This window comes from Nocardia sp. NPDC049190, from assembly GCF_040648115.1.
GTDB lineage: Bacteria > Actinomycetota > Actinomycetes > Mycobacteriales > Mycobacteriaceae > Nocardia.
Map to the genome: position 1 here is coordinate 169,832 of NZ_JBEZDE010000006.1, position 20,420 is coordinate 190,251.

General features: G+C 64.4%; 11 protein-coding genes and 2 CRISPR repeat arrays. Of the genes, 1 reads left to right on the plus strand and 10 read right to left on the minus strand.

The features are described 5' to 3' along the window. The first annotated feature begins 274 nt into the window (after window positions 1–274). Window positions 275–997 (plus strand): helix-turn-helix transcriptional regulator, encoded by a 723-nt coding sequence (locus AB0B25_RS08110; RefSeq protein WP_357176309.1) that lies wholly within the window; start codon window positions 275–277, stop codon window positions 995–997. A gap of 141 nt (window positions 998–1,138) precedes the next feature. Next, window positions 1,139–3,304: a CRISPR direct-repeat array (repeat unit 28 nt; unit sequence GGCTCATCCCCGCGGGCGCGGGGAGCAC). Window positions 3,305–3,344: 40 nt separating this feature from the next. On the opposite strand, the gene cas2e is transcribed toward AB0B25_RS08110, so the two are convergent. The 10 genes from cas2e to AB0B25_RS08160 all read right to left on the minus strand — a co-directional run bounded on the left by cas2e (window position 3,345) and on the right by AB0B25_RS08160 (window position 20,420). Further along, the gene (gene cas2e / locus AB0B25_RS08115; protein ID WP_357176310.1) at window positions 3,345–3,722 is read right to left on the minus strand and encodes a type I-E CRISPR-associated endoribonuclease Cas2e; all 378 of its coding nucleotides are present in this window, start codon (window positions 3,720–3,722) and stop codon (window positions 3,345–3,347) included. Next, window positions 3,716–4,666 carry a type I-E CRISPR-associated endonuclease Cas1e gene (gene cas1e, locus AB0B25_RS08120; protein WP_357176312.1) on the minus strand — a complete coding sequence of 317 codons (951 nt, stop codon included), beginning with the start codon at window positions 4,664–4,666 and terminating at the stop codon, window positions 3,716–3,718. The genes cas2e and cas1e overlap by 7 nt, the downstream gene beginning before the upstream one ends. Further along, a complete protein-coding gene (gene cas6e, locus AB0B25_RS08125) occupies window positions 4,663–5,349 on the minus strand; it encodes a type I-E CRISPR-associated protein Cas6/Cse3/CasE (protein WP_357176314.1) in 687 nt (228 codons plus the stop codon). The genes cas1e and cas6e overlap by 4 nt, the downstream gene beginning before the upstream one ends. Beyond that, window positions 5,346–6,053, minus strand: a complete 708-nt coding sequence (gene cas5e / locus AB0B25_RS08130) for a type I-E CRISPR-associated protein Cas5/CasD (protein ID WP_357176316.1) — start codon at window positions 6,051–6,053, stop codon at window positions 5,346–5,348. Before cas5e ends, cas6e begins: the two co-directional genes overlap by 4 nt. Next, on the minus strand, window positions 6,050–7,162 hold the full coding sequence (cas7e, locus tag AB0B25_RS08135) for a type I-E CRISPR-associated protein Cas7/Cse4/CasC (RefSeq protein ID WP_357176436.1): 1,113 nt from the start codon (window positions 7,160–7,162) through the stop codon (window positions 6,050–6,052). The genes cas5e and cas7e overlap by 4 nt, the downstream gene beginning before the upstream one ends. A gap of 5 nt (window positions 7,163–7,167) precedes the next feature. Beyond that, entirely contained in the window at window positions 7,168–7,824 is a 657-nt protein-coding gene (gene casB / locus AB0B25_RS08140; RefSeq protein ID WP_357176317.1) for a type I-E CRISPR-associated protein Cse2/CasB, read from the minus strand. Then, entirely contained in the window at window positions 7,796–9,454 is a 1,659-nt protein-coding gene (gene casA / locus AB0B25_RS08145; RefSeq protein WP_357176319.1) for a type I-E CRISPR-associated protein Cse1/CasA, read from the minus strand. Before casA ends, casB begins: the two co-directional genes overlap by 29 nt. Further along, entirely contained in the window at window positions 9,451–12,204 is a 2,754-nt protein-coding gene (cas3, locus tag AB0B25_RS08150) for a CRISPR-associated helicase Cas3' (RefSeq protein ID WP_357176320.1), read from the minus strand. Before cas3 ends, casA begins: the two co-directional genes overlap by 4 nt. 1,492 nt (window positions 12,205–13,696) lie before the next feature. Beyond that, window positions 13,697–14,274: a CRISPR direct-repeat array (repeat unit 29 nt; unit sequence GGGCTCATCCCCGCGGGCGCGGGGAGCAC). A gap of 441 nt (window positions 14,275–14,715) precedes the next feature. Further along, window positions 14,716–15,000 carry a hypothetical protein gene (locus AB0B25_RS08155; protein ID WP_357176321.1) on the minus strand — a complete coding sequence of 95 codons (285 nt, stop codon included), beginning with the start codon at window positions 14,998–15,000 and terminating at the stop codon, window positions 14,716–14,718. Window positions 15,001–15,002: 2 nt separating this feature from the next. After that, window positions 15,003–20,420: a putative T7SS-secreted protein gene (locus tag AB0B25_RS08160; RefSeq protein WP_357176322.1), complete on the minus strand. Its 5,418-nt coding sequence runs from the start codon at window positions 20,418–20,420 to the stop codon at window positions 15,003–15,005.

The window sequence follows — 20,420 nt, forward strand, 5'->3', positions numbered from 1 at the left end:
CGCTTGCGCTTGTTGAGCTCGCCAGAACGAACAGAGGTCGGTGTTCACCCGCCATGCGCAGAAGGAGGATTGCGGCACCTCCCGCGCCATCGCCACCAACAGCGTGGAGGCACAAGGGGCTTGAAACCGTCCAGAACGCGACGGTCGTCGGCCAGCAGAAATCAGGAGAAAGGGGGGAGCCCGATTGCGTCGGAATCCCACAAACCGTCCGTCCGACCACTTCAAACCCGGGCCAGCAGTCCGCATCCCGAAGCTCTCCAGCACCTGCCGATCGATGAGAGAAGACCTAGGCCTATCCAGAGCTGAGGCAAGAGACCGGACCGGGCTCAGCGAGGGCTACCTGTTCGAGATCGAACGAGGCAAGCACGTTCCCAGCCTCGAGGCGCTGGAAAAGCTAATCACCGGCTACAGCCTCAACCTTATGCAGGGACGCCATCTCCGCGAACTACGCGCTCCTACCCAGGATCTCCTCCCGACTGCCCAGCTGCGAGAGTCCCTCATTACGAACGACGTCCTGATGTCGTACCTTCAAGCGCTCGAGAAGCGGGGAGTGCTCGGAGCCTACACAGACCCGGTATGGAACGTGCTTGCCTCCAACGATTCTTTCAGAGCCGCTCTGCCCAGCTTAGAAGAACACGGCGAATCCATCCCGGCCTGGTTGTTCAGTCCGACCGCCAAACCCATCGTCATCGAATGGGAACGAGAAGCCGCCCACGCCGCAGCGATACTGAAGGCGATCTTCGGCCGCTACCGCGCCTCCGAGCAAGTCCGAAACCTCATGCGACGCCTGCGCCCCAACCACGACGCCGAGCAGCTATGGGGATCTAGCACCAACGTCGCGTACGGGCGCGACGCCAGCGATCCGCTGCACTGGCGAAACCCCTCCTCCGGCCAGCCGAACTCTTACGTCATGACAGTCTCGGGGGTGAACCAGAACCAGGACGCCCTTCTCGTCACCGCACTACGGAGGCCTTATTGCGGGCCCAATATCGCCTAGCTACACCATGATTCGTTGCTACGAGCCCTGGCACGCCGAACCAGCCGCTGGCAGTGCGTTCATTCCGTGTCGTCCCACCAGATTCAAATGCCGCGGGAGCGGGGAGCACAAGCCCACGCTGTATCGCGGTAGAGTCAATGCGGGCTCACCTCGGCACCCGCGGGGAGCACGCCGTGGTTTTCGTACTACCAGCTTGCTCGTGGGGCTCATCCCCGCAGGCGCGGGGAGCACCTCTGACTGATCGCGATGCGGCGGTTGCGCATAGGCTCATCCCAGCGGGCGCGGGGAGCACCGGTTGAAGCCGTCCGGCTTTGTCCATGTCTGGGGCTCATCCCCGCGGGCGGGGGGAACACCATCGAGGAATCGCGGAGATTCCGCGAAACCCGGGCTCATCCCCGCGGGCGCGGGGAGCACATGGCCGACCTCGCGGAGTCGATCGGCGGCATGGGCTCATCCCCGCGGACGCGGGGAGCACGGTGGCGCCGCGTTCGCGGGCGGCGGCGAGGAGGGCTCATCCCCGCGGGCGCGGGGAGCACCTGGATCCGATGCTCTGCTGACTCGATGAGGTCGGCTCATCCCCGCGGGCGCGGGGAGCACGCCTCGACGCCGATGGGCAGGGTGATCGCGGTGGGCTCATCCCCGCGGGCGTGGGGAGCACCTCGGCATCGGCATCGGGCTGGCTGCTGAGAAGGGCTCATCCCCGCGGGCGCGGGGAGCACACCGGCGAATGGCCCGCACCCGATCCCGAGACGGGCTCATCCCCGCGGGCGCGGGGAGCACGTCCCCAGGGGGCTCGTTTCGGCCCCCTGGGGGGCTCATCCCCGCGGGCGCGGGGAGCACGCGGCGATGAACAACCTGCGCAACAGCGTCGGGGGCTCATCCCCGCGGGCGCGGGGAGCACGGGCTGAAGGTTACCCAAATGCCGAACGGTGAGGGCTCATCCCCGCGGGCGCGGGGAGCACTGCGTTGCAGTCCTTCGACGTCACCCTGACTTGGGCTCATCCCCGCGGGCGCGGGGAGCACCCGCTGCACACACAGCACAGCAACCACGAACTGGGCTCATCCCCGCGGGCGCGGGGAGCACGTGAGACCACCGGTCACCGGCTCGGCCTCGATGGGCTCATCCCCGCGGGCGCGGGGAGCACATCGCTTCCCGGATTTGCACGTCGGACGCGCCGGGCTCATCCCCGCGGGCGCGGGGAGCACCCAGTTGCTGGGGTGTATGCCGGTGGGTGGGTGGGCTCATCCCCGCGGGCGCGGGGAGCACCCGTTGTCGTCGACACCGATCGGTACCCGCTCGAGGGGCTCATCCCCGCGGGCGCGGGGAGCACGCCGAACTCGCCTCGAGCGTGACTGGGTTGCCGGGCTCATCCCCGCGGGCGCGGGGAGCACCGGATGGAAGGGCGCTGGAGATGTGCCCGTGCGGGCTCATCCCCGCGGGCGCGGGGAGCACTCGTTCCATTGGAAGCCGGCGACCGATACCGAGGGCTCATCCCCGCGGGCGCGGGGAGCACTGCTCATCGGCGCCGGCCTCGTTGCCGGGTTCGGGCTCATCCCCGCGGGCGCGGGGAGCACCACACCCCCCGAGCTTTCACAGCACCAACGCAAGGCTCATCCCCGCGGGCGCGGGGAGCACGCCCACCGGCCCGACCACCCCGCCGCCCCCTTGGGCTCATCCCCGCGGGCGCGGGGAGCACGAGCGTTTGGACTCGCTCCCGGCCTTCGTCGTGGGCTCATCCCCGCGGGCGCGGGGAGCACTCGTCCAGGCCGCGCTGCTCGTAGTCGGCCATGGGCTCATCCCCGCGGGCGCGGGGAGCACCGAGGCCGGGACCAACTACTGCACGCACAACCTGGCTCATCCCCGCGGGCGCGGGGAGCACGCCATACGTGGTAGGCGGCAAGCCGACCGGTGTGGCTCATCCCCGCGGGCGCGGGGAGCACTGGGTGTTCAGGTTGATCTCGGCCATCGAGTCGGGCTCATCCCCGCGGGCGCGGGGAGCACCGGAAGTCCCCGGAGCCGATGTGCGGCCCGGCGGGCTCATCCCCGCGGGCGCGGGGAGCACCCGGGCAGCCGTGAGCCGTGCCCGATCTATCTGGGCTCATCCCCGCGGGCGCGGGGAGCACCTTCGACGCCAAGCTCAAAGATCGGCGTAAGCGGGCTCATCCCCGCGGGCGCGGGGAGCACGACGACACGATGGTGAACAGCACCGCCTGGTAGGGCTCATCCCCGCGGGCGCGGGGAGCACTCCTTCGTAGATCTGGGTGATCTGTCAGCCGTGGGCTCATCCCCGCGGGCGCGGGGAGCACACTTTTCGACCTGCGGGTTCTTGAGCAGATCAGTCGATTTTCATTCACTTTCGTTTGACTGTTCGTGGGTGCGGCGTTGTGCTGCGCGGTGGTATCGGCTGGCTTTACTCCATCCGGCGCGGGCTGCTCCTGGCTTGACGTCGCTGGTATGCGGTCGGCGCATCAGGTGGATACCGTCGAAGTCGGTGGGTTGCCAGTCGTGGCGGTGAACTTTGAATGCGAGTCTCTGTTCGCCTCTGGTGGAGTGGATCATGATGGCGCGGCCGTCTTTTGAGAGCTCAACGACTCGTTGCCAGGCGAGTTCGCGGACACGGGCGCTGGCGATCCCGACGAAGACTCCCGGGCTTATTTCGAGGAACCAGCGGGTGAGGTGTCCGCGGAGGCCGACGGGGCACGCGCTGAGTACGAGTATTACCACGGCAGTTCCTCATCGCTGTAGGAGGTGCCGCCTGCCACGTTGCCTTTGCGGTCCCACAACTCCACGATGTCTGTGTCCCATTCTGCGGCACCGTCTGGTTCGTCGGGTAGCAACAAGGTGTAGATGTCGGCACAGCAGCGTTCAAGGAGGTGGCCTGTGTGGACTGCGTCTCGGACTGCTCTTCGGGTCGTGGCGGGAATGTCGTCGCCGCCGTCGGCTGCGGCGTCGAATGCTGCGGGAATGGCGAATTCGGCCTTGTAGAGATCGGCAAGGTCGAACACGAAGGACCGTTCATGTCCGGTGTGGACGAATCCGAGCCCGGGTGAACAGCCGAGCGCGACGATCACTGCGTGCACGATCCCGTACAGACAGGTGGTAGCGGAGGAGAGTGCTTGGTTGACCGGGTCGCCTGCGGCGAAATCGGTGGGGTCGTATTGCCGTCGGTTCCATTCGATGCCAGTACGTTCTGCGTGGATCCGGTAGAGGCGTCGGATGCGTGCGCCTTCGCGCCCGCGGAGTTGTTGCATCGTCAATCCGGCGACATCTTCTCCCGGGAACCGCATTTCATACATCGCCCGCGCCACGCGCAGTTTGGATGTCTGGTTGGTGACGGCGGTTGCTTGTGCTTCGAGCAGGCGTGAGCTTCTGGCCAGGCTGCGGCCGTGTGCGTAGTAGCGCACCCCACGTTCGCCGACCCACACCGCTGTGGATCCGCTCTCGGCGAGCAGCATCATCGCCTGGTGAGTGACCCGTGTTCCTGGTCCGAGCAGTAGTGCTCCGATGGTGGCGGCTGGGATGTGTACGACGCCGCGTTCGTCGGTGGCGGTAACGGCGTTGCCGTCGCGGTGCACAGTTGCGCGTTCGAGGTAGATGAACGACAGCCGGTCGCGGGCGCGGACGAGTTCGCCGATGCGGATCGGGTGCGCGGCAGGTGTGTCAGTCATGTGAGTGGGGCGAGGGTCAGCAGGCCGCAGCCGTATCCTTTCGCTCGACCGATTCCGTTGGTCAGTGCGCTGCGTAGTTTCTGGGGATCGGTGACCTCGAGGATTCCTTCGTAGGTGGCAGTCGACAGGGTGATTGTCGCGGGGCCGCGCCGGAATCGCAGGGTTGATCGATCGATGATCGTGGCGTCGGGGACTTCTCCTTGGGGACTGCGGCAGACTCCGAGCCGGAAGCCGTTGTCGTCGGATCTCCGATGCAGCCATGACATTTGGTCGGCCGGGGTGAGTCCGCTCGGTTTGCCGCGGGTGAGGGGAACGTCAGCGGTCCTGTCCATCGCGGATCGGATGGGATTGGCGGTCAGCCGAAAGTGCCACTGCTGTTCGTCGGCTAGGGTGTCGAGCAGGGGAGAATATTTCCGGGTTGCCCATGCGGTCGTGGTCGGCCAGCCGGCTTGTTCGACGATGTGGGTGAAGTCGGGTTCGGCCGGGCTCACCACGTACAGGTCGATGGCGGTCTCGCGGCGGTCGATGCGCCACAGCACTCGACCGGATCCGTTTTCCGCCGCCGTGATGTGTTCGGGCGGGAAGGCTGCCATGACCGCAGCGTGGCCAACCTGAGGAGACGCCAAAACCTTTTTGGTGCCGACTCGTGCCGGGTTGAGGGGCACACGTGACAGGAACATCATTCTCCTCCCAGTGCCGCCAGGGGCTGGTGGCCTGTGCGTCCGTCTGGGTTGGTCACCGTGGTGAAGTCCTCGACCACTGTTCGCCAGCCGTATTCGCGGCGTACCGGGTCGAAGCTGAGCGGCAGGTCGCGGACCCGCTCACGAAGTTGCCCTTCTGGATCGTCATCAAGAAGGTCGCGGTAGATCGGTAGGCGCACCCGCGTGTGCTGAGTGTGTCGATACCAGCACGCGGCTTGCCAGTGGGTTTCGTGCAGTGCCTCGCCGAGGGCCTGTTGCGATGGTTCTCCCACGATGAGTGGTTCGGTGACCGGGCAGGAGCGGCGTCCGAGATACAGCGGGAACTCGGGTCGGCGCAGGGCTTCTCGAATGCCATCGATTAGTTGCTGTTCTCCCTCGACGGCGGCAAGAAACACCGCATCGGCCAGGTAGTAGCGCTGCGACAGCGGGAATTGCTGCTTTTTGTCGATGCTGAGGGCGACTTGGAAGTCACGGACGAGTCGCCCAGGCTGGTCGATGCGTACTCCGAACGCCAGTCCCTGCAGTGCCTCTTCTATCGGGTCGGTCCTGCGGCGTCCCTGAGCAGCGGCGATCAGGCCGAGGATTCCGCTCTTGGACGGGTACTGCTGTGTTTCCCGGCGAGCGAACCGGCTGGCGACACCCCACGACTGCAAGGGTGCGGCCAGCCTCATCAACAGCACCGTCACGACGAGACACCCAGCGCGGCGCGCACACGCCCGGACACGCCATCAACGGCGGCAGCGAATGACACCGGCGTGGCGATCTCACCGAGAGCGTCGGCGCCGTCGCCGGTGCCGACCACGAAGTTCGTTGTGCCACCATCGCCGAACGCGGACTCGATCGCAGAATAGCGGCTGACAAGCGCTTTGGCGGCTGCGGTGGCGCGTACTGCGCCGAGGGCTTCGACCGGTTCCTCGAAGGCTGTGACGAGGTTGACCGGTTGGTCGGTGCGCACGCTGAGCACGACAGCATCGGGGAGGGTTCGGTTGGCAAAGGTGTTCTGCTTGCCGCTGGGCATACTGCGCACGAACGCCTTCAGGAACGTCTCGATGGCGTGAACAGTGGCGGTCCGATCGCCGAGGTTCTTCTCGAGCATCCCGACATTGACGGTGGCGTATCGATAGAGAGTGGAGGAGTTGAACTCGACAACGCCGATCATTCCCGCACCGGCGTTGTCTTCGGGGGCGCGGTCGTCGACGGCGGTGTAGTAATCGAATTCGTTGTTCACCGCGTGGACGCTGATCGCATGCGCGACTTGCGCAGCGGCATCGACGTTGAGGTCGGCCGAATCAGCGACCATCCGCCCGAACAACGCCACATCGATGCTGTCGGCGCCGTTTGCGGCGGCTTTCGCCGCACTTTTCTCGACTTTGGCGCCACCGACTGTGGCGACGGCCAGCTGCGCGAGCCGATCTATCTGGTTGGCGCTCAGAAACAGCAGGTACTTGGATTGTTCGACGGCGTCGTCAGCGTCCTCTTTGCGTTTTCGCGGCTTCTCCAGGACGATGCCGGCGTCTTTCAGCACCTGGATGGCTGCCGCGTGGCGGGCGTCGACGTCGGGGATGGTGCTTCCGATTCGTTCGGCGATGAGTTCGACGACGCGCTTGGTCCGTACACCGAGGCTTGCCGGGTCGATGAGTTCACGGAATTCCGTGCGGGTGGCACGTTTCCATGCCTGGCTGGACACGCGTGCTCGACGCACGCCGCCGTAGACGGCGGTCTTGGGGCTGCCGGTGTCATCTCGGTTGATGTTGCTCGGCGGCACGGTTTGCAGGACGTGAACATCGATGAACATTCTGGTCACAGCGGGTCTCCTGGTGCAGGTGCGGTGTTGTCAGTGTTCGAGGTGGTGGCGGGTCTTCGGTGGTAGTCGCGGCCCCATGCCAGCAACACCCGGTCGGCGTAGGTGCCGTCGTCGAGTCGGCAGAGGTCTACAGCGAGGCGGGCGTAGTCGAGGGGAATGTCGTAGCCGCGTAGTTGCGAGATGAGGCCTCGCAGGTGGATCAGCCGGGCGTCGTGATCGGAGGCGGTACCGAGGGCATGGAATCTGGCGCGTACGGCGTCCTGGGCGCCGGCTCGCGCGCCGAGCACGGCGGTCGCCGTCCCGATCGTGGTTCCGCGGCGGTGCATGCGGTCGCTGCGGGATTGTTGGTGCAGGGCGTGCAGGGTGATCGCGTCGTAGGCCGCGCGCTCCCATACCGTGGACGCGCCGTCGCGCTCGTCACGGGTCATGACCTCGCGCGCGGTGATGTGCTCGGGCATCTCGGCAAGGGTCAGTCCCCACAGTGCGGGATCTGTTCCAGGTTTTCCGCCGACGCCGCGGCGCAACTTTGCCATTGCCGCCAACGCTGCACTGTCACGGCGCCGATACCGGTCCTGCAATTCTGCGACCTTGTCGCCTACATAGTCGGCGAGCGCGGTTTCTCGTTCACCATGCGACGTCGGCGCGTTCGCCATCCGTTGTTTCCCCTTCCTGGGTGGGAATTCGCTGAGTGAAAACCGACGGCAGCAGGTTCCGCAGCCGCTGGAAGAAGCGTTCGTCGGCGAGGCTGGTGTCCATCCATCGCTCGCGCACTGGGCGACCGACCCAGGCCTGCTGGCCGGCCGAGGCGATCAACTCGTCACCGAGGCGACGGACGATCGTGAAGACCGTCTGCTCCCACTGGCTGGACGACGGGTCGTAGTCGATAGCTTGTGGGTCGAGGCCGCGCAACCAATTCCGGTAGGGCGCTTCGAGTGCGAAGAAACCCTCCTCGCGCGCTCGCCCGCGTGCGCCATCGGGTACGCCACCAGACGCCAGGGTGATGTTGGCTGCCAGCGCACCCAACTCGTCCACGACGGCCTCGGCGACCTGGATAGCGTTGACCGCACACACCCGCAAGCGAGGATCCGAAGCCAGCAACGCTACCGAGAAGCCGATGACGTCATCGACGATGTCACCGACGATCGACTGATTGTTGATGTAGTGCATCCCGACCGCGTGCAAACGGATCGGATGACCATCCAGTAACGCCCCCCGGTCGAGGAGCGTGCCTACCCATTCGACAACACCCGGGGCGATCCCCCGCCCGCCCGTCGGTGAGGAGCTGGCAACGTCGCCGAGAAGAGAACGCAATCCACGCCACAACGCCTTCTCCGGGTCATGCGCCGTCGGATAATGCCGCGGCTCTCCCGACTTCTTCGACTGAACCTCGCTGTAGCGCCATCCGGTCATCGGCTCAAGCAGATGCTTGTTGAACGGTTCGAGTGCATCCCCGTTGCACAGCACGACACCGGTCACCTCACGACTCGAGGCGACGAGGCGTATGCGTCGGCTCTGCCAGGTGAACAAGTCGACCGGTCCGCTGGGGCTGTTGACGTCGCGGATGCCCGCCCTGTCGGGATCTCGTTCCCACGGTGGAAGGTCTTCGCTGCTGTAGCGAACGTTGTTGGGGTCGGCGAGAACCAGGTTCAGCAGTAGCGTTTCGCGCAGATTCGCGCCTTCTAGATACACCCCGCCGAGCCCACCGGCCCACGCAACCCCGATCGGGTACCCTCTTCCGCCTTTCACTCGTGCGTCGCCGTTGGCGCCGGTCTTGATTCCGGACGGGTCGAAGGCATGCGCATGCACCAACCACCGGGCTGCCTCGGCGAAGCTGATCCGCTCTATTCCACGCCCGGCGCGGGTGGCGAAGTATTTGGCGCCGTTGGGGACATCGGCGATGAGCTTGTCCAGCGAGCTCACCGCGTCCTTTTCCGAGCGTAGGCCGGGAACCTGGAAGAACGGTGTCGCGGAATGGAACAGTTGGAAGCGGTCGCGGTGCTCGACCAGATAGTGATCAATGCCCTCGCCCGGCCATTGGTCCCACAACTGGGACCAGATCTCGACCGCGGTTCCTCGCCGGTGTTGGATGCTGCGGTGCAGGATGGCCAGCAGCAGCCGCAAGATCGCGAACTCCTGGGTCGGCACCTCACCACCCAGCGCCGCAAAGCTGTCCGCATGGGCGAACACCTCACGCAAAGACAGCTCCTGCGCGACCCCGGAATGGTCGGTGACCGTGATCCATTGCTCGTCGAGCAGGTCGAAAGCGGGTGCGGTTGTGGTCATTGCATGTCCCGGGTCGATGTCACCAGCAATCCCAATCGAGAGTCATATTCCAGGTCGTGCCCGGCCAGGCTCGTACGACCTTCCTCGTTCAACTCCAGCACCAATTCCCCAGCCAGCCAGTGCGATTGCTGCCAACCCGGATACCAGGTGTCTTCTAGCGCACGAATTACCCGCTCCTTGCGGCCATACCGCGTCAGATGCGCGGGCAGGCGGATCATGCAGGCCGCCACCTGCTTCGCCAGCTCCGGCGGTGGCTCGATCTCGGTCGGCACGACCATTCCTCCGATCTCAGGAATATCGGCAAGTACGCGTACTTCGTCACCGCAGCGTTGGACGACGATTGCTTCGATGGTGTCCTCCGCATCCCGCACCTGCGCCTGCCCACCGGCACCGTCGGCATCCTCAGGAATCCCCGCCACCAGCCATCCTTGTAAGGTCGGGTTCTCGCTGTCGGGGGCCGACAGGAGATACGACTGCGCCCTCCGCTGCTGATCGTCGACGTGGGCTTGCCACTCGTTGTCGGCAACATCCAACGCAGCCGCCCACGAGCCGGGCACCGTGATTTCCTCACTGTATGCCTCGGCGACCAGCCCCGGCACGTCGTCGGGCACAGTCACAGTCGATCCCTTGCGTGCTTCAAGTACCGCAGCCGACCGCAGCAGACGAGCACGGCCGTACACTGCTTGCGATCCGGTCACCGGCTGCGGCGGCACAGCATCCCAATCGACTCCCCGAAGCAAGCACCGGGGTGCGTCAACCAGTGCCGGACGCTGCTCTCGCTGGTGCCGGTGCAGGCGCCCGATCCGCTGAAGCAACAGATCCATCGGCGCCAAATCGGTCACCAATAGATCGACGTCGATGTCCAGTGACTGCTCGATCACCTGGGTACCCACTACGACAAATCGCTCAGGCCGCACGCTCGTCGTCGGCGGTCCCAGCGCTGACCGCAAGCGTGACTCCAGCGCCATCCGATGCGTGGCAACGAAACGCGAGTGCACGAGCAGCAACTCGTCGTCGGTGAACCCAGCTCGTGTCAGAGCCTCGAAAATTTCCTGCGCGCGAGCGACTGTATTGCATACCACTCCCACCACTCCCCCACCCGGAACCACTGTCCCTGCAATCGTGCGGGCCAGCCCATCAGGGTCGTCACAAATCTGTCCGATCTCGATCCCGTCGATCACACGACCCGACGCCGCCACCGATACACCAAGCTGCGGACTCGGCCACAGCGTGATGGACGGATACCCGCCACCAGCCGTGCAGGCCGTGTCATCGCTGTCACCGCGGCCTCGACGGTACGCCTCGACCAGCAACTCACGCTGTGCCGGCGGCAATGTCGCGGACAGCAACACGACAGGAACACCGTATGCAGCAAGCCATTCCAGGCTTCGGCACAAGTAAGTGGACATGTAGCTGTCCGCAGCGTGCACCTCATCGATCACCACGACCTTGTTCGCCAACGCCAGATGCCGCAGCATCACATGTCGCGTCTTCAAGGCCAACCGCAGCACCTGGTCGATGGTTCCGACTACGACATTCGCCAACGGCCCTTTCTTCCCGACATACCACGCATGCGCGGCGACGCCGCTGTCGGCGCAATCGGCGCCGATCGAGTCGAAACCTCTCCGCCGCAACGCGGCGAATTCCGGATTCAACGACGCACGACCATGCGCGAGGAACATCGACGACGGCGAATCCGGCAGATTCTCCACCCACTGGCGCACCCGAGCGAACATCGCATCCGAAGTTGCCATCGTCGGCAACGCCACAAACACACCACCGAATCCGAATTGCTGCGCCAAGACCTCCGCCGCAGCCAACGCCGCCTCCGTCTTCCCCTCCCCCATCGGCGCTTGTACCACCATCAATCCCGGCACATCGATCGTCGCGGCAACCCGCACACACTCCAACTGCAGCGGACGAACCACCGTCGACTCCGGCCACCCGAAACGACCACGCACGAAATCTCCCCGTGCCGAATCACTCGAAACAGCAACCAGTGTCGGCTGCCAAGGACTCGGCAGCCCCAACAGGTTCCACGCCGCAGGCGCCGTGACGCTCGATACCCGGTCCTCGTCGAGAGGGAACAGCTCCTGATTACTCGCGATCCAATCCGTCACGATCACCGCAGCCGTCAACAAGCTCTGCTGCACCAGCGACAGTGACACAGCCTGCCAAGCGCCCAACCGAGCCACCGCACCGGTCCGCTCAGTCACGAAGGTCAACAGTTCCTTGCGTGAGTTCTCCCACTGCCCCAACCCGAGCAAGGTGGTCTGGGAGTCAGCATTGCGAGACTCGAGAACGGTGGGTGGTACGCCATGATGACTTCCGACCACCACTGCATATGTAGCGGCGACCTCGCGTTCCCAGCCAAGTCCGACGAGAAACTCGATGACTGCCAATTGACCTGCGAGATTGTGAGGCAGCATCTTTCGATTACCCACCGCACTCGGAATACGTAAGCCTCTCGCATGCATGGCATCCGCTAACACCGCCACTTGGCACGCAAACGCCGGCGTCAGCTTCCCGACATCATGAACAGCGGCCAGCCAACACAGCAACAACCGCCCATCGCCCTCGCCACCAGGAAGCCCATGAGAGATCACTTCCCGTGTATGGCGCGGCAACCACCGATCCCACACAGACTTCGCAACCTCAGCAGAATCAGCCAGGTGGCGAAAGAGGGACAGACTTCCGCCATCACGATCGCTTTTCGCCCACGCAGACAACGTTGCCGTACTCAGCACCACGACCCCCGCAAAAGATCAGCTCCTAGACGCGCCGAACGATACAACCCACCACCGACAACTTTGGCCACCCGAACCCCGACGCCGAGCTACACCCATACCGAAGGTAGCAACCCTTACCCACTTTCGCGGCACTTCAAACCTTTTCGTCGACTTCGCGGCGGTCACTCGACACCCAGCAACAGGTCACTCAACGCGACTTAAGACGTCCTCGTCGGAGAGGCGCAGAGGCGGATGGCCTGCTATACCGCTCCCTCTCCGACTGGAGCGACTGCGTCCCCATCCAAAGCCCTGACTACCGAGATCCCGCCCCACGGCGTCCATACCTACCAGTCGGCTTCCAATTTACCTGCAGCTCATCGCCTTTCGTGATCAGCCCATTGGCGGCACATCCATTTGCAAGTTATAGTCGAACAGCCCTATCCGATAGCTAAGACAAATTCTAGGGAGCCTGAGTGCGGCCCAGCATCCACGTCGATGAGAGCAAGGGCCGCCCTTTCCTCTTGGTCGCAGTCATCGTCACACCCCAGCAGCGACCTCTGGTTACACGCATCCTGCGAGCCCTACTGATGAGGGGGCAACACCGTGTGCATATGAGCAAGGAACAGTCGCAGCGTCGGCGACAGATCGTCACCACCCTCCTCAGCCTCGGTGTGACATGTGAGATCTTCGAATCCAACTCCAGGTCAGACCTCGACGCCCGAACCCAGTGTCTCTGTCAGCTCGCCAAACGCGCAGTCGTGCTGAGGGCACAGGCAATCCACATCGAACGGGACGACTCAGTCGTAGCGTTCGACCGCGTACAACTCAAGTCCGGACTCGCGGGAACCGACATCGAATACCGGCACCCCCGGGGACGAGAAGATCCCCTGCTCTGGATCGCCGATGCCGTCGCCTGGTGCTGGCAACGTGGCGGTGACTGGCGACGTCGGATCCAGCCGATCGTGTCCCGAGTTCATATCATCGCCCCACACGGCTCGATCGATGAGCCTGACAACGATCGAGTTGCATGATGCCAATACCCGTCTCGTAGCGTCGTTTACGAGAACATTTCCCCGCAACTGCGGGGATGAGCCCAGCCCGATCCGATAGCTGGAGAATCGGCTCACCCCCTCCCCGCGCTTGCGGGGCAAGGGATAGCAGGGGATACGTCTGTAAACATCCCCTGCTGTCCCCACCAAACCCCACCAGCTCAGGGGCGAATAGAGTCTCGTGTCGCATTTGACATCTCGAAACAACACGAAGAACGTCCGCAGTCACACCTTCTGCTGACAGGCCACCAGACACGCGAAACCCGGCTCACCAACCGTCCGGATGGCTGCCGGGTTCACTTCAGAGGCGCTACTGCACCTTGCACCGACCAGTCTGCCGCAGATGCCAGCGCCAGTCCAATGCAGACCGCTGTATGCACCGAGGCGCACGCAGTCACCAGCAGTGACCCTTTGGCGGGTTCGGCATCTCCCCGCGCAAGAAGAAGCAGCCACGGGTACAAACCAGGCGCACCCTTGCAGGCGCGGGAAGCACCTGCAACAGGTACGCGACCGATTGCAGCCGCTGGGCTTATCCCCGCAGGCGCGGGGAGCACGTCGATCCGCTCGGCGGCTGCCATCCGCCGCGGGGCTCATCCCCGCGGGCGCGGGGAGCACCTGGGCCGCGCGCACTCGCACCCGGTCTTGCGGGGCTCATCCCCGCGGGCGCGGGGAGCACGCCGACGGGCCGGACTTGGGTGACCACCCGGAGGGCTCATCCCCGCGGGCGCGGGGAGCACTGGAACACCTTCTCGAAGAACTGGTATGAGGTGGGCTCATCCCCGCGGGCGCGGGGAGCACCCTTCCCCGAGCGTCAATCCGTAGCCGAAGTCGGGCTCATCCCCGCAGGCGCGGGGAGCACCTCCGGCACGTCGATGCCGAAGACCTTGCACAGGGCTCATCCCCGCGGGCGCGGGGAGCACATTTTTCACGGTGTGTGCGCGTGCGTATCGGGGGGCTCATCCCCGCGGGCGCGGGGAGCACCATCCACCGCGACAGGTAGTAGCGTGCGGGAAGGGCTCATCCCCGCGGGCGCGGGGAGCACACTTTTTGACCAGCGCGTTTTGGCTGGGTGAGCTGATTTCCATTCACTTTCTGGAGTGGTCGATGGTGTATCTTGAGCGCGGCAACTATCCGGCGTCTGCCGGCCTTGCATCCTTGGCATACTCCATCGACCTTCTTTCCGGACAATCGGAGCAGCCTATAGGACACATTTGAGGTAAAATGTCTACGCTCTTCAACACGTCACGCTCGGTCATGCAGGGCCAACTCGGGACAAGTGTTTCCCCCGGCTGAATCGTGGAAGTGCTGCAGAACGCCGTGGTACTCGGTCAGTTACTGAGCGAATTCGGTGACGGGCTGGCCATATCGGTCACTTCTGGGCACGCCGCGAGGAGTTCGCAAACGCGAGTAGAACCCGGGAAGAACTGCCGAGCAGGTCATGATCCACGTTCGAGCGCTGAATCAGCGCTACGCCGCTATCGGCTCATGGTCGTGGCTCTCGTGCCCGTACCCACTGCTGTTCGAACTCTTCCTGTGAGATGTGTACGGCCTCGAACTCGGGCTGGCCTGCTATCTCTTCGGGAGGTGCGATCGGTATCTCGGCGACGCCGGCGCTGGCTGTTTCGTGGGTTTCGTCGGCCCATTCGGAGTGGCCGTCGCGATAGGTTTGGACTCGGCGTGTTTCGTAGTTGTCGTCGCCGACTTCGTGGAAGTAGTAGACGGGCTCGTCATCGAAGTCGTGGTGCCAGGTGACTTTCACGTACCGCATGCTCAGTTCCTTCCCGATCGGATAACCCGCCCCGCGAGGTCGAGGGGTTCGGTGTTGGGGACTACGAAGACGCCAGGTCTTCCTTGGACGACAGTGAGTCCGGAGACGTCGATTTCCAGGAAGTGCGAGAACTTCTGCCCGGCCCACGGTACGCGCAGGAAGGCTGCGGACAGTTGGGCAGGTGTGCGGGTCCCTGGCTGGATGTCGGTGAGGTATTGGCCATCACCGTATCGGGCGTCTTTCGGGTTGTGTTCGCGCAGCGATGGGCGCAGCTGTTGGCTTTCCACGATCGCGTCGTGGCCGTCCTGATTGGTGTAGTGGTAGAGGCTTTGCGGAGGCGCTCCCCCGGGTTCGGTGCCGGCGGGTGCTGGGTTTTGAGGGTTGCTGGTCGGGGTGTTTGTGCATTCGTTGGGGATGAGGCCCAGAGGGTCGGACCAGGTGGTGGGGTTGTGGGGGTAGGTGCTGGGGTTGGGTGAGGCGGCGAGCCCGAGGGGGTCTTGGGTGAGGAAGCGACCGGTAGCGGGGTCGTAGGTGCGATGGAGGTTGTAGTGCAAGCCGGTTTCGGGGTCGTGAATCTGTCCGGGGTACCGCAGTGGCGTGTTTGCTGGTCCACTCCAGTGGGTGTGACCCCATAGATCGGTGGTCGCGGTGGCGACGGTGTCGGTGGTATCGGGGTCGATAAGTTCGGTGGGGGTGCCGACGAGGTCGGTGATGATGGTGTAGAACTCGCGGTCGACCGTGGCTTGGTCGGTGGTTTGGGTGATCGGGGTGTGTGAGTTGGGTTGGTGTTCCCAGCGGGTGGTGGATTCACTGGTCGTTTGTTCGATGAGTCGGGTGTTTTCCCAGGTGTAGTCGGTGCGATCGAGGACGGTCCCGTCGGTGTCGAGGCGTTGTTTGGTGGTGCGGCGCCCGAGAGCGTCGTAGGTGTAGTGCCACCATTGATGATCAGGAGTCCCGACATCGACGAGCTGGTCGAAGCTGTTGTATCGGTAGTGCCAGACATCGGGTTTGCGAGAGAGCCGGGTGGTGGTCTTGCGGATCAGCCGACCGGCCTCGTCGTAGTGGTAGCGGGTGCGGCCATCACGAATGAGGAGGTTGCCGCGATACTCTCGTCCCACCGATTGGTCGGCAGGATATGACGGGGTGGCTGGTGATGCCGCGACTACAGACGGTGCGGGATCGGCGACGCCTTCAGGGTGGGATCGCGGTGCGCTGGTGATGTTGCTGAGCGGATCGTAGGTGTATTGCTCGGCGATCGTGTCGTCGCGGGTGATCGAGGTAACTCGCCCCATGGGGTCGAGGCCATAGCCGTAGTGTTGCGGTGCTTCTGCGGTGTGGTGGAGGGTGTGGTTGGTGAGGTATCCGTCTGGGCGGTAGGTGTATTCGTCGAGGCGCAACAGCCGAGGATTTGGTCGTGTTGCTCCGACAGGACCCAAGTCCAGGGAGGTGCTCGGGAATCCTGTCACCGCTTGGTGGGCGAGACGACCGCCGGGAGTGAAGTCGAGCGAGACCGCAATTTCGCCTGTGTGCCAGCTGGTGAGACGGCCGAGCTGGTCGTAAGAGAAGCTGAGGGTGTGGTTGCCCGTTGTGAGGGTGCGCACGCGGCCGATGAGATCGTGCGTCCAGCTTGTTGTCGCGCCGGTCGGGCTGATGCGGCGGACTCGGTGACCGAGTTGGTCGTATTCGTGACGTGTGACCGACTGGTCGTCGACCCGTTGAGTGGCGAGTGCACCGGTCGGGGTGTAACCGAACTCCAGTGTGTGGATGGTGTGTTCGTTCGAGCCGGTGACTGCGGTGAGGATTCTGCCTGCGGGGTCATGGGTGTAGCGGACCCAGTCGCCGGAGTCGGAGGCGATTTCGGTGAGGCGACCGAGTACGTCGTGGGTCTGGTGCCGGGTGACGCCCGTTGGGGCGATGATGGTGGTGACGCGCCCTGCTTTGTCATGGGTGTATCGGGTGGTGGCGCCGCTGTAGTCGGTTTCGGCGACCAGCCGTCCTACACGGTCGTAGGTGTAAATCCATGATTGGCCGAGTGGGTTGGTGACGGTGGTGAGTCGTCGTTCGGTGTCCCAGGTGTAGTGGGTAGTGGACCCGTCAGACTCAGTCCTTGTCGCCAGCAGGTCGAACGCTCCGTAGGCGAACCGCGTGATGTCGCCGGCACGATTGGTGTGGGCGAGGACGTTACCTTCGCCATCGTAGGTCCAGGCGTCAGTGTGGCCGTCGGGATCGGTGCGTTGGAGTAGCTTGCCTTCCGGTGACCATCGGTAGTGGGTAGTTCCCTCGAGAGAGTCGGTCACTCGCGTGGGGCGTCCGAAGTCGTCGCGGTCGATACGGGTGACCGTGCCGTGCGGATCGGTCACTCGTATGGGAAGTCCAGCAGTGTCGACTTCGATGATGGTTCGGGCGCCACTGGGCTGTGTGACCGTGGCGAGCGCACCGTTGGGGTGGTAGCAGTATTCGGTGCGATTGCCGGCCGGATCGATGGTGGCAGCGAGATTGGCGTTACGGTCCCATTCCTGCCGCCACACCGTGCCGTCCGGGCGGGTGATGATGGTCGGACGGTTGCGCCACAGATATTCGACCGTGAGGGATCGCCCGTCCGGACGTATCGACTGCGCGATGTCGCCATCAACGGTGTACCGGTAGCTGGTCTTCCCGCCGTCGGCGGCGGTGACTTGCAGGGGTTTGCGGTCGGCGTTGTACGCGATTCGGGTGCGGCCACCTGCCGGGTCGATCAGGTCTCGTAATTGCAGGTCGCGGTCGAAGCCGTGGCTGGTGACCGCACCGAGGGAGTTGGTGACGGTGGTGAGCCGACCGGTGCCATCGGCGAAATCGAGGTAGGCGAAATCGGTGTTCAACACCGCTCCGGTGCCACGCTGGAAGATCACGCGCCCAGACTGGTCGTAAGTGTTGACCATCTCGTTGCCGTTGGAATCGGTCCACGATGTCAGGCGGTGGGCGCCGTCGTAGATGTATCGCATCGTCGCGCCGACACCGTTGGTCACGGCGACCAGGCTCCCCGCCTCATAGACGAACCGCCTGACACGCGTCGCCACACCGTCGGCAGTGATGGCGTGGACTGATAGTGCAGTGATTCGCCCGGCAGTGGTCTCGATCTCGATCTGGTAGCCGCCCGAATGCGACACCGCGACCGGTTCGGCGTCGGTGTTGTAGTGGAAGCGAATACGGTTCCGGTGGCGATCGGTGATCGCTGAGATGGCGTAGTTGCCGAGCCGCGACTCCAAGCCCGCGAGGACCGGCTCACGTGCGAAGTGCCATATCAGTTCTCGCCGCTGATCGTGGACACGATAGCCGCCGGTGTCGGTGCGTGTCAGCGTCCAGCGTTGTCCGCCAATGACCGGCTCTACCGCGACGCCGGGTTCGGCATGCGGGTAGGCGAGCATAATCCCGTCCTCACCCACAAAGGTGACACCCTCGTGTTCGGCGACGATCCGCATGTCCAGGGTCGATGACCACGACGGGCCGAACCAACGACCGAATCGGTAGTTTGAACGGTGCGTTCGTCGCAACACCATCGGTAGCACGCCGGGTAAGTCGACATCGGTTTCGGGCAGCAGGAACTCGCCGGTGGCGATGTCGACTGGGTCGTCGGTACAGGTCTTCTGTTCAGGTGTCCGATCGGAATCATGGCTGGAGTCCTGCGCGCTTTCATAAGCGTCATGATCGGCTGCAGCCCGCTGCTGCGGTGTCGGATCCCCAGGGGTGCTGTCGTGGGGTTCGTTGTGGGTAGGTGGTTGGTCGTGGCCGCCGGGATGGGTGTCGGTGTCGCCTACCTGATCGGCGGGTGTCGGTGATTCATTGTGCGGTGCTGGAGGGCTGGTGTCGGAGTCAGGATGGAGACCCGTCTCTGGATCCGGGTGCGCCGTTGGGGGCCGATCCGAGGTGGTGGGTGCCGGGGTGTCGGGGTTGGCATGCTGTGGTGCGGGATCAGAGTCCGGGTGCGGCGTAGGCGCGGAATCCTCAGCTCGACGTGGAACGGAGGAGCCGGTGTCGTCAGGGTGCGCGGCGGGATCCGCGTTTCGGTCGGCGCGCTGCGGCGCAGCGTTGGTGTCCGGTCCGGTCTCTGTGTCCGGATGTGGCTGCTGCGATGGCGCTTCCGGCTGTCGAGGTTGGGCCGACATGTCGGTGGGGCGATCACTCGCGGTGTGGGGTCCTGGCGCGTCAGGTTGGGGGTGGGGTGTGGTGTGGGTGTTGGGTGCCGGTGAGTCGTGGCCCGGGGTGGGGATCTCGCGGGACGGGGTCGTTAGTCGGGGTGTATGGGTGCCGAGTTCGGTGGCGCGGTCTGTGATCCGCACGGCGTCTTCGACTTTGTTGATCGCGGTCGCAGCTGTTTTCGCGCCGCCCGCGCCGCCGGTCGCGACGGTCAGCAACGCATCACCGGTGATGCTGCCGGCAAACTCGAACGGACTCCTGCGTGCGTCCGCCACAACCGACGACACGACCGCGCCCGGATCGGCCGCGGCTACGACCAGACCTGTACCCAAACTCGACATGCTCGACAGGTATTCGGCAGGATGCGTCAAATTGTAGGTATCAGCCGGATTAACCGCCCGTACGAATTGCACCATAGAGGTGAAGCTTGTCAACAAGCCGGAGCCGAAGCTCTCCTTGCCATGTTGATAAATGTCGGCGAGATCGCTCAGATTGTCCGACCAGCGTTCGGTGAACGGCGGCTCCGTGGGCGCAACCGAGGCAGCCTCGAGAAGGCTGTCAGCTGCAGCGGCCGCCGCGTTATCGCGTTGCGAACGTGCACCGCGCAAAATATCGCGGGCAGCATTGCGGATCGGGGTCCAAGTGTCAGTCAGTGTTCGGCCGGATTTTGCTCTGTCCGACAGTGCATTCCACTCGTCCTTCTTCCTGCGTTCCTCGGTGTCGGCGTCGTCCCACGTCGCGATCGCATCGGCGGCTTTGCCCTGCGCGGCAACGACTTCGCTGTACCAGCTCTCCAACGCGGTCGCGGCCTTACCCATCGCGTCGGCGCCGTCCCACCACAACTTCGGCTGCCTGTCGAAGACCGCGTTGAAGCCATCCGCGGCAGAACCGGTCCAGTTCGCGGTGTCGATCGTGCGCAACGCATCACCGGTGGAATCTATGTTGGTGCCCATCGTACGCAACGCTTCGGCGGCGTCGTGGATAGCGGCGGGCTCCCCGCGTATCAGTTCTTTCGGATCGTGGGTTTCACCCAGTTCACGCTCATCGACGTGGCCACCTGTCGCCGCAGCTATCCGGTCACCCAGATCATCGAGTGACTCAGCCACACCATCAGCGCCGACAGTGAGCGCACCGGCGGCGAGCGCGTCCAAACCGGCGTCGGCGGCTTGTCCTGCCGCCTCGACACCGGATTCGACGACACCCTCGACCGCGTTGCCGACGCTGTTAATGAAGTTGTCGAACCCCAT

Excerpts from the sequence above, each read along its gene's own strand:
- AB0B25_RS08160 (WP_357176322.1), bottom strand. The coding sequence starts at position 20,420 with ATGGGGTTCGACAACTTCATTAACAGCGTCGGCAACGCGGTCGAGGGT.
- cas1e (WP_357176312.1), bottom strand. The coding sequence starts at position 4,666 with ATGACTGACACACCTGCCGCGCACCCGATCCGCATCGGCGAACTCGTC.
- casA (WP_357176319.1), bottom strand. The coding sequence starts at position 9,454 with ATGACCACAACCGCACCCGCTTTCGACCTGCTCGACGAGCAATGGATC.
- AB0B25_RS08155 (WP_357176321.1), bottom strand. The coding sequence starts at position 15,000 with ATGCGGTACGTGAAAGTCACCTGGCACCACGACTTCGATGACGAGCCC.
- casB (WP_357176317.1), bottom strand. The coding sequence starts at position 7,824 with ATGGCGAACGCGCCGACGTCGCATGGTGAACGAGAAACCGCGCTCGCC.
- AB0B25_RS08110 (WP_357176309.1), top strand. The coding sequence starts at position 275 with ATGAGAGAAGACCTAGGCCTATCCAGAGCTGAGGCAAGAGACCGGACC.
- cas7e (WP_357176436.1), bottom strand. The coding sequence starts at position 7,162 with ATGTTCATCGATGTTCACGTCCTGCAAACCGTGCCGCCGAGCAACATC.
- cas6e (WP_357176314.1), bottom strand. The coding sequence starts at position 5,349 with ATGATGTTCCTGTCACGTGTGCCCCTCAACCCGGCACGAGTCGGCACC.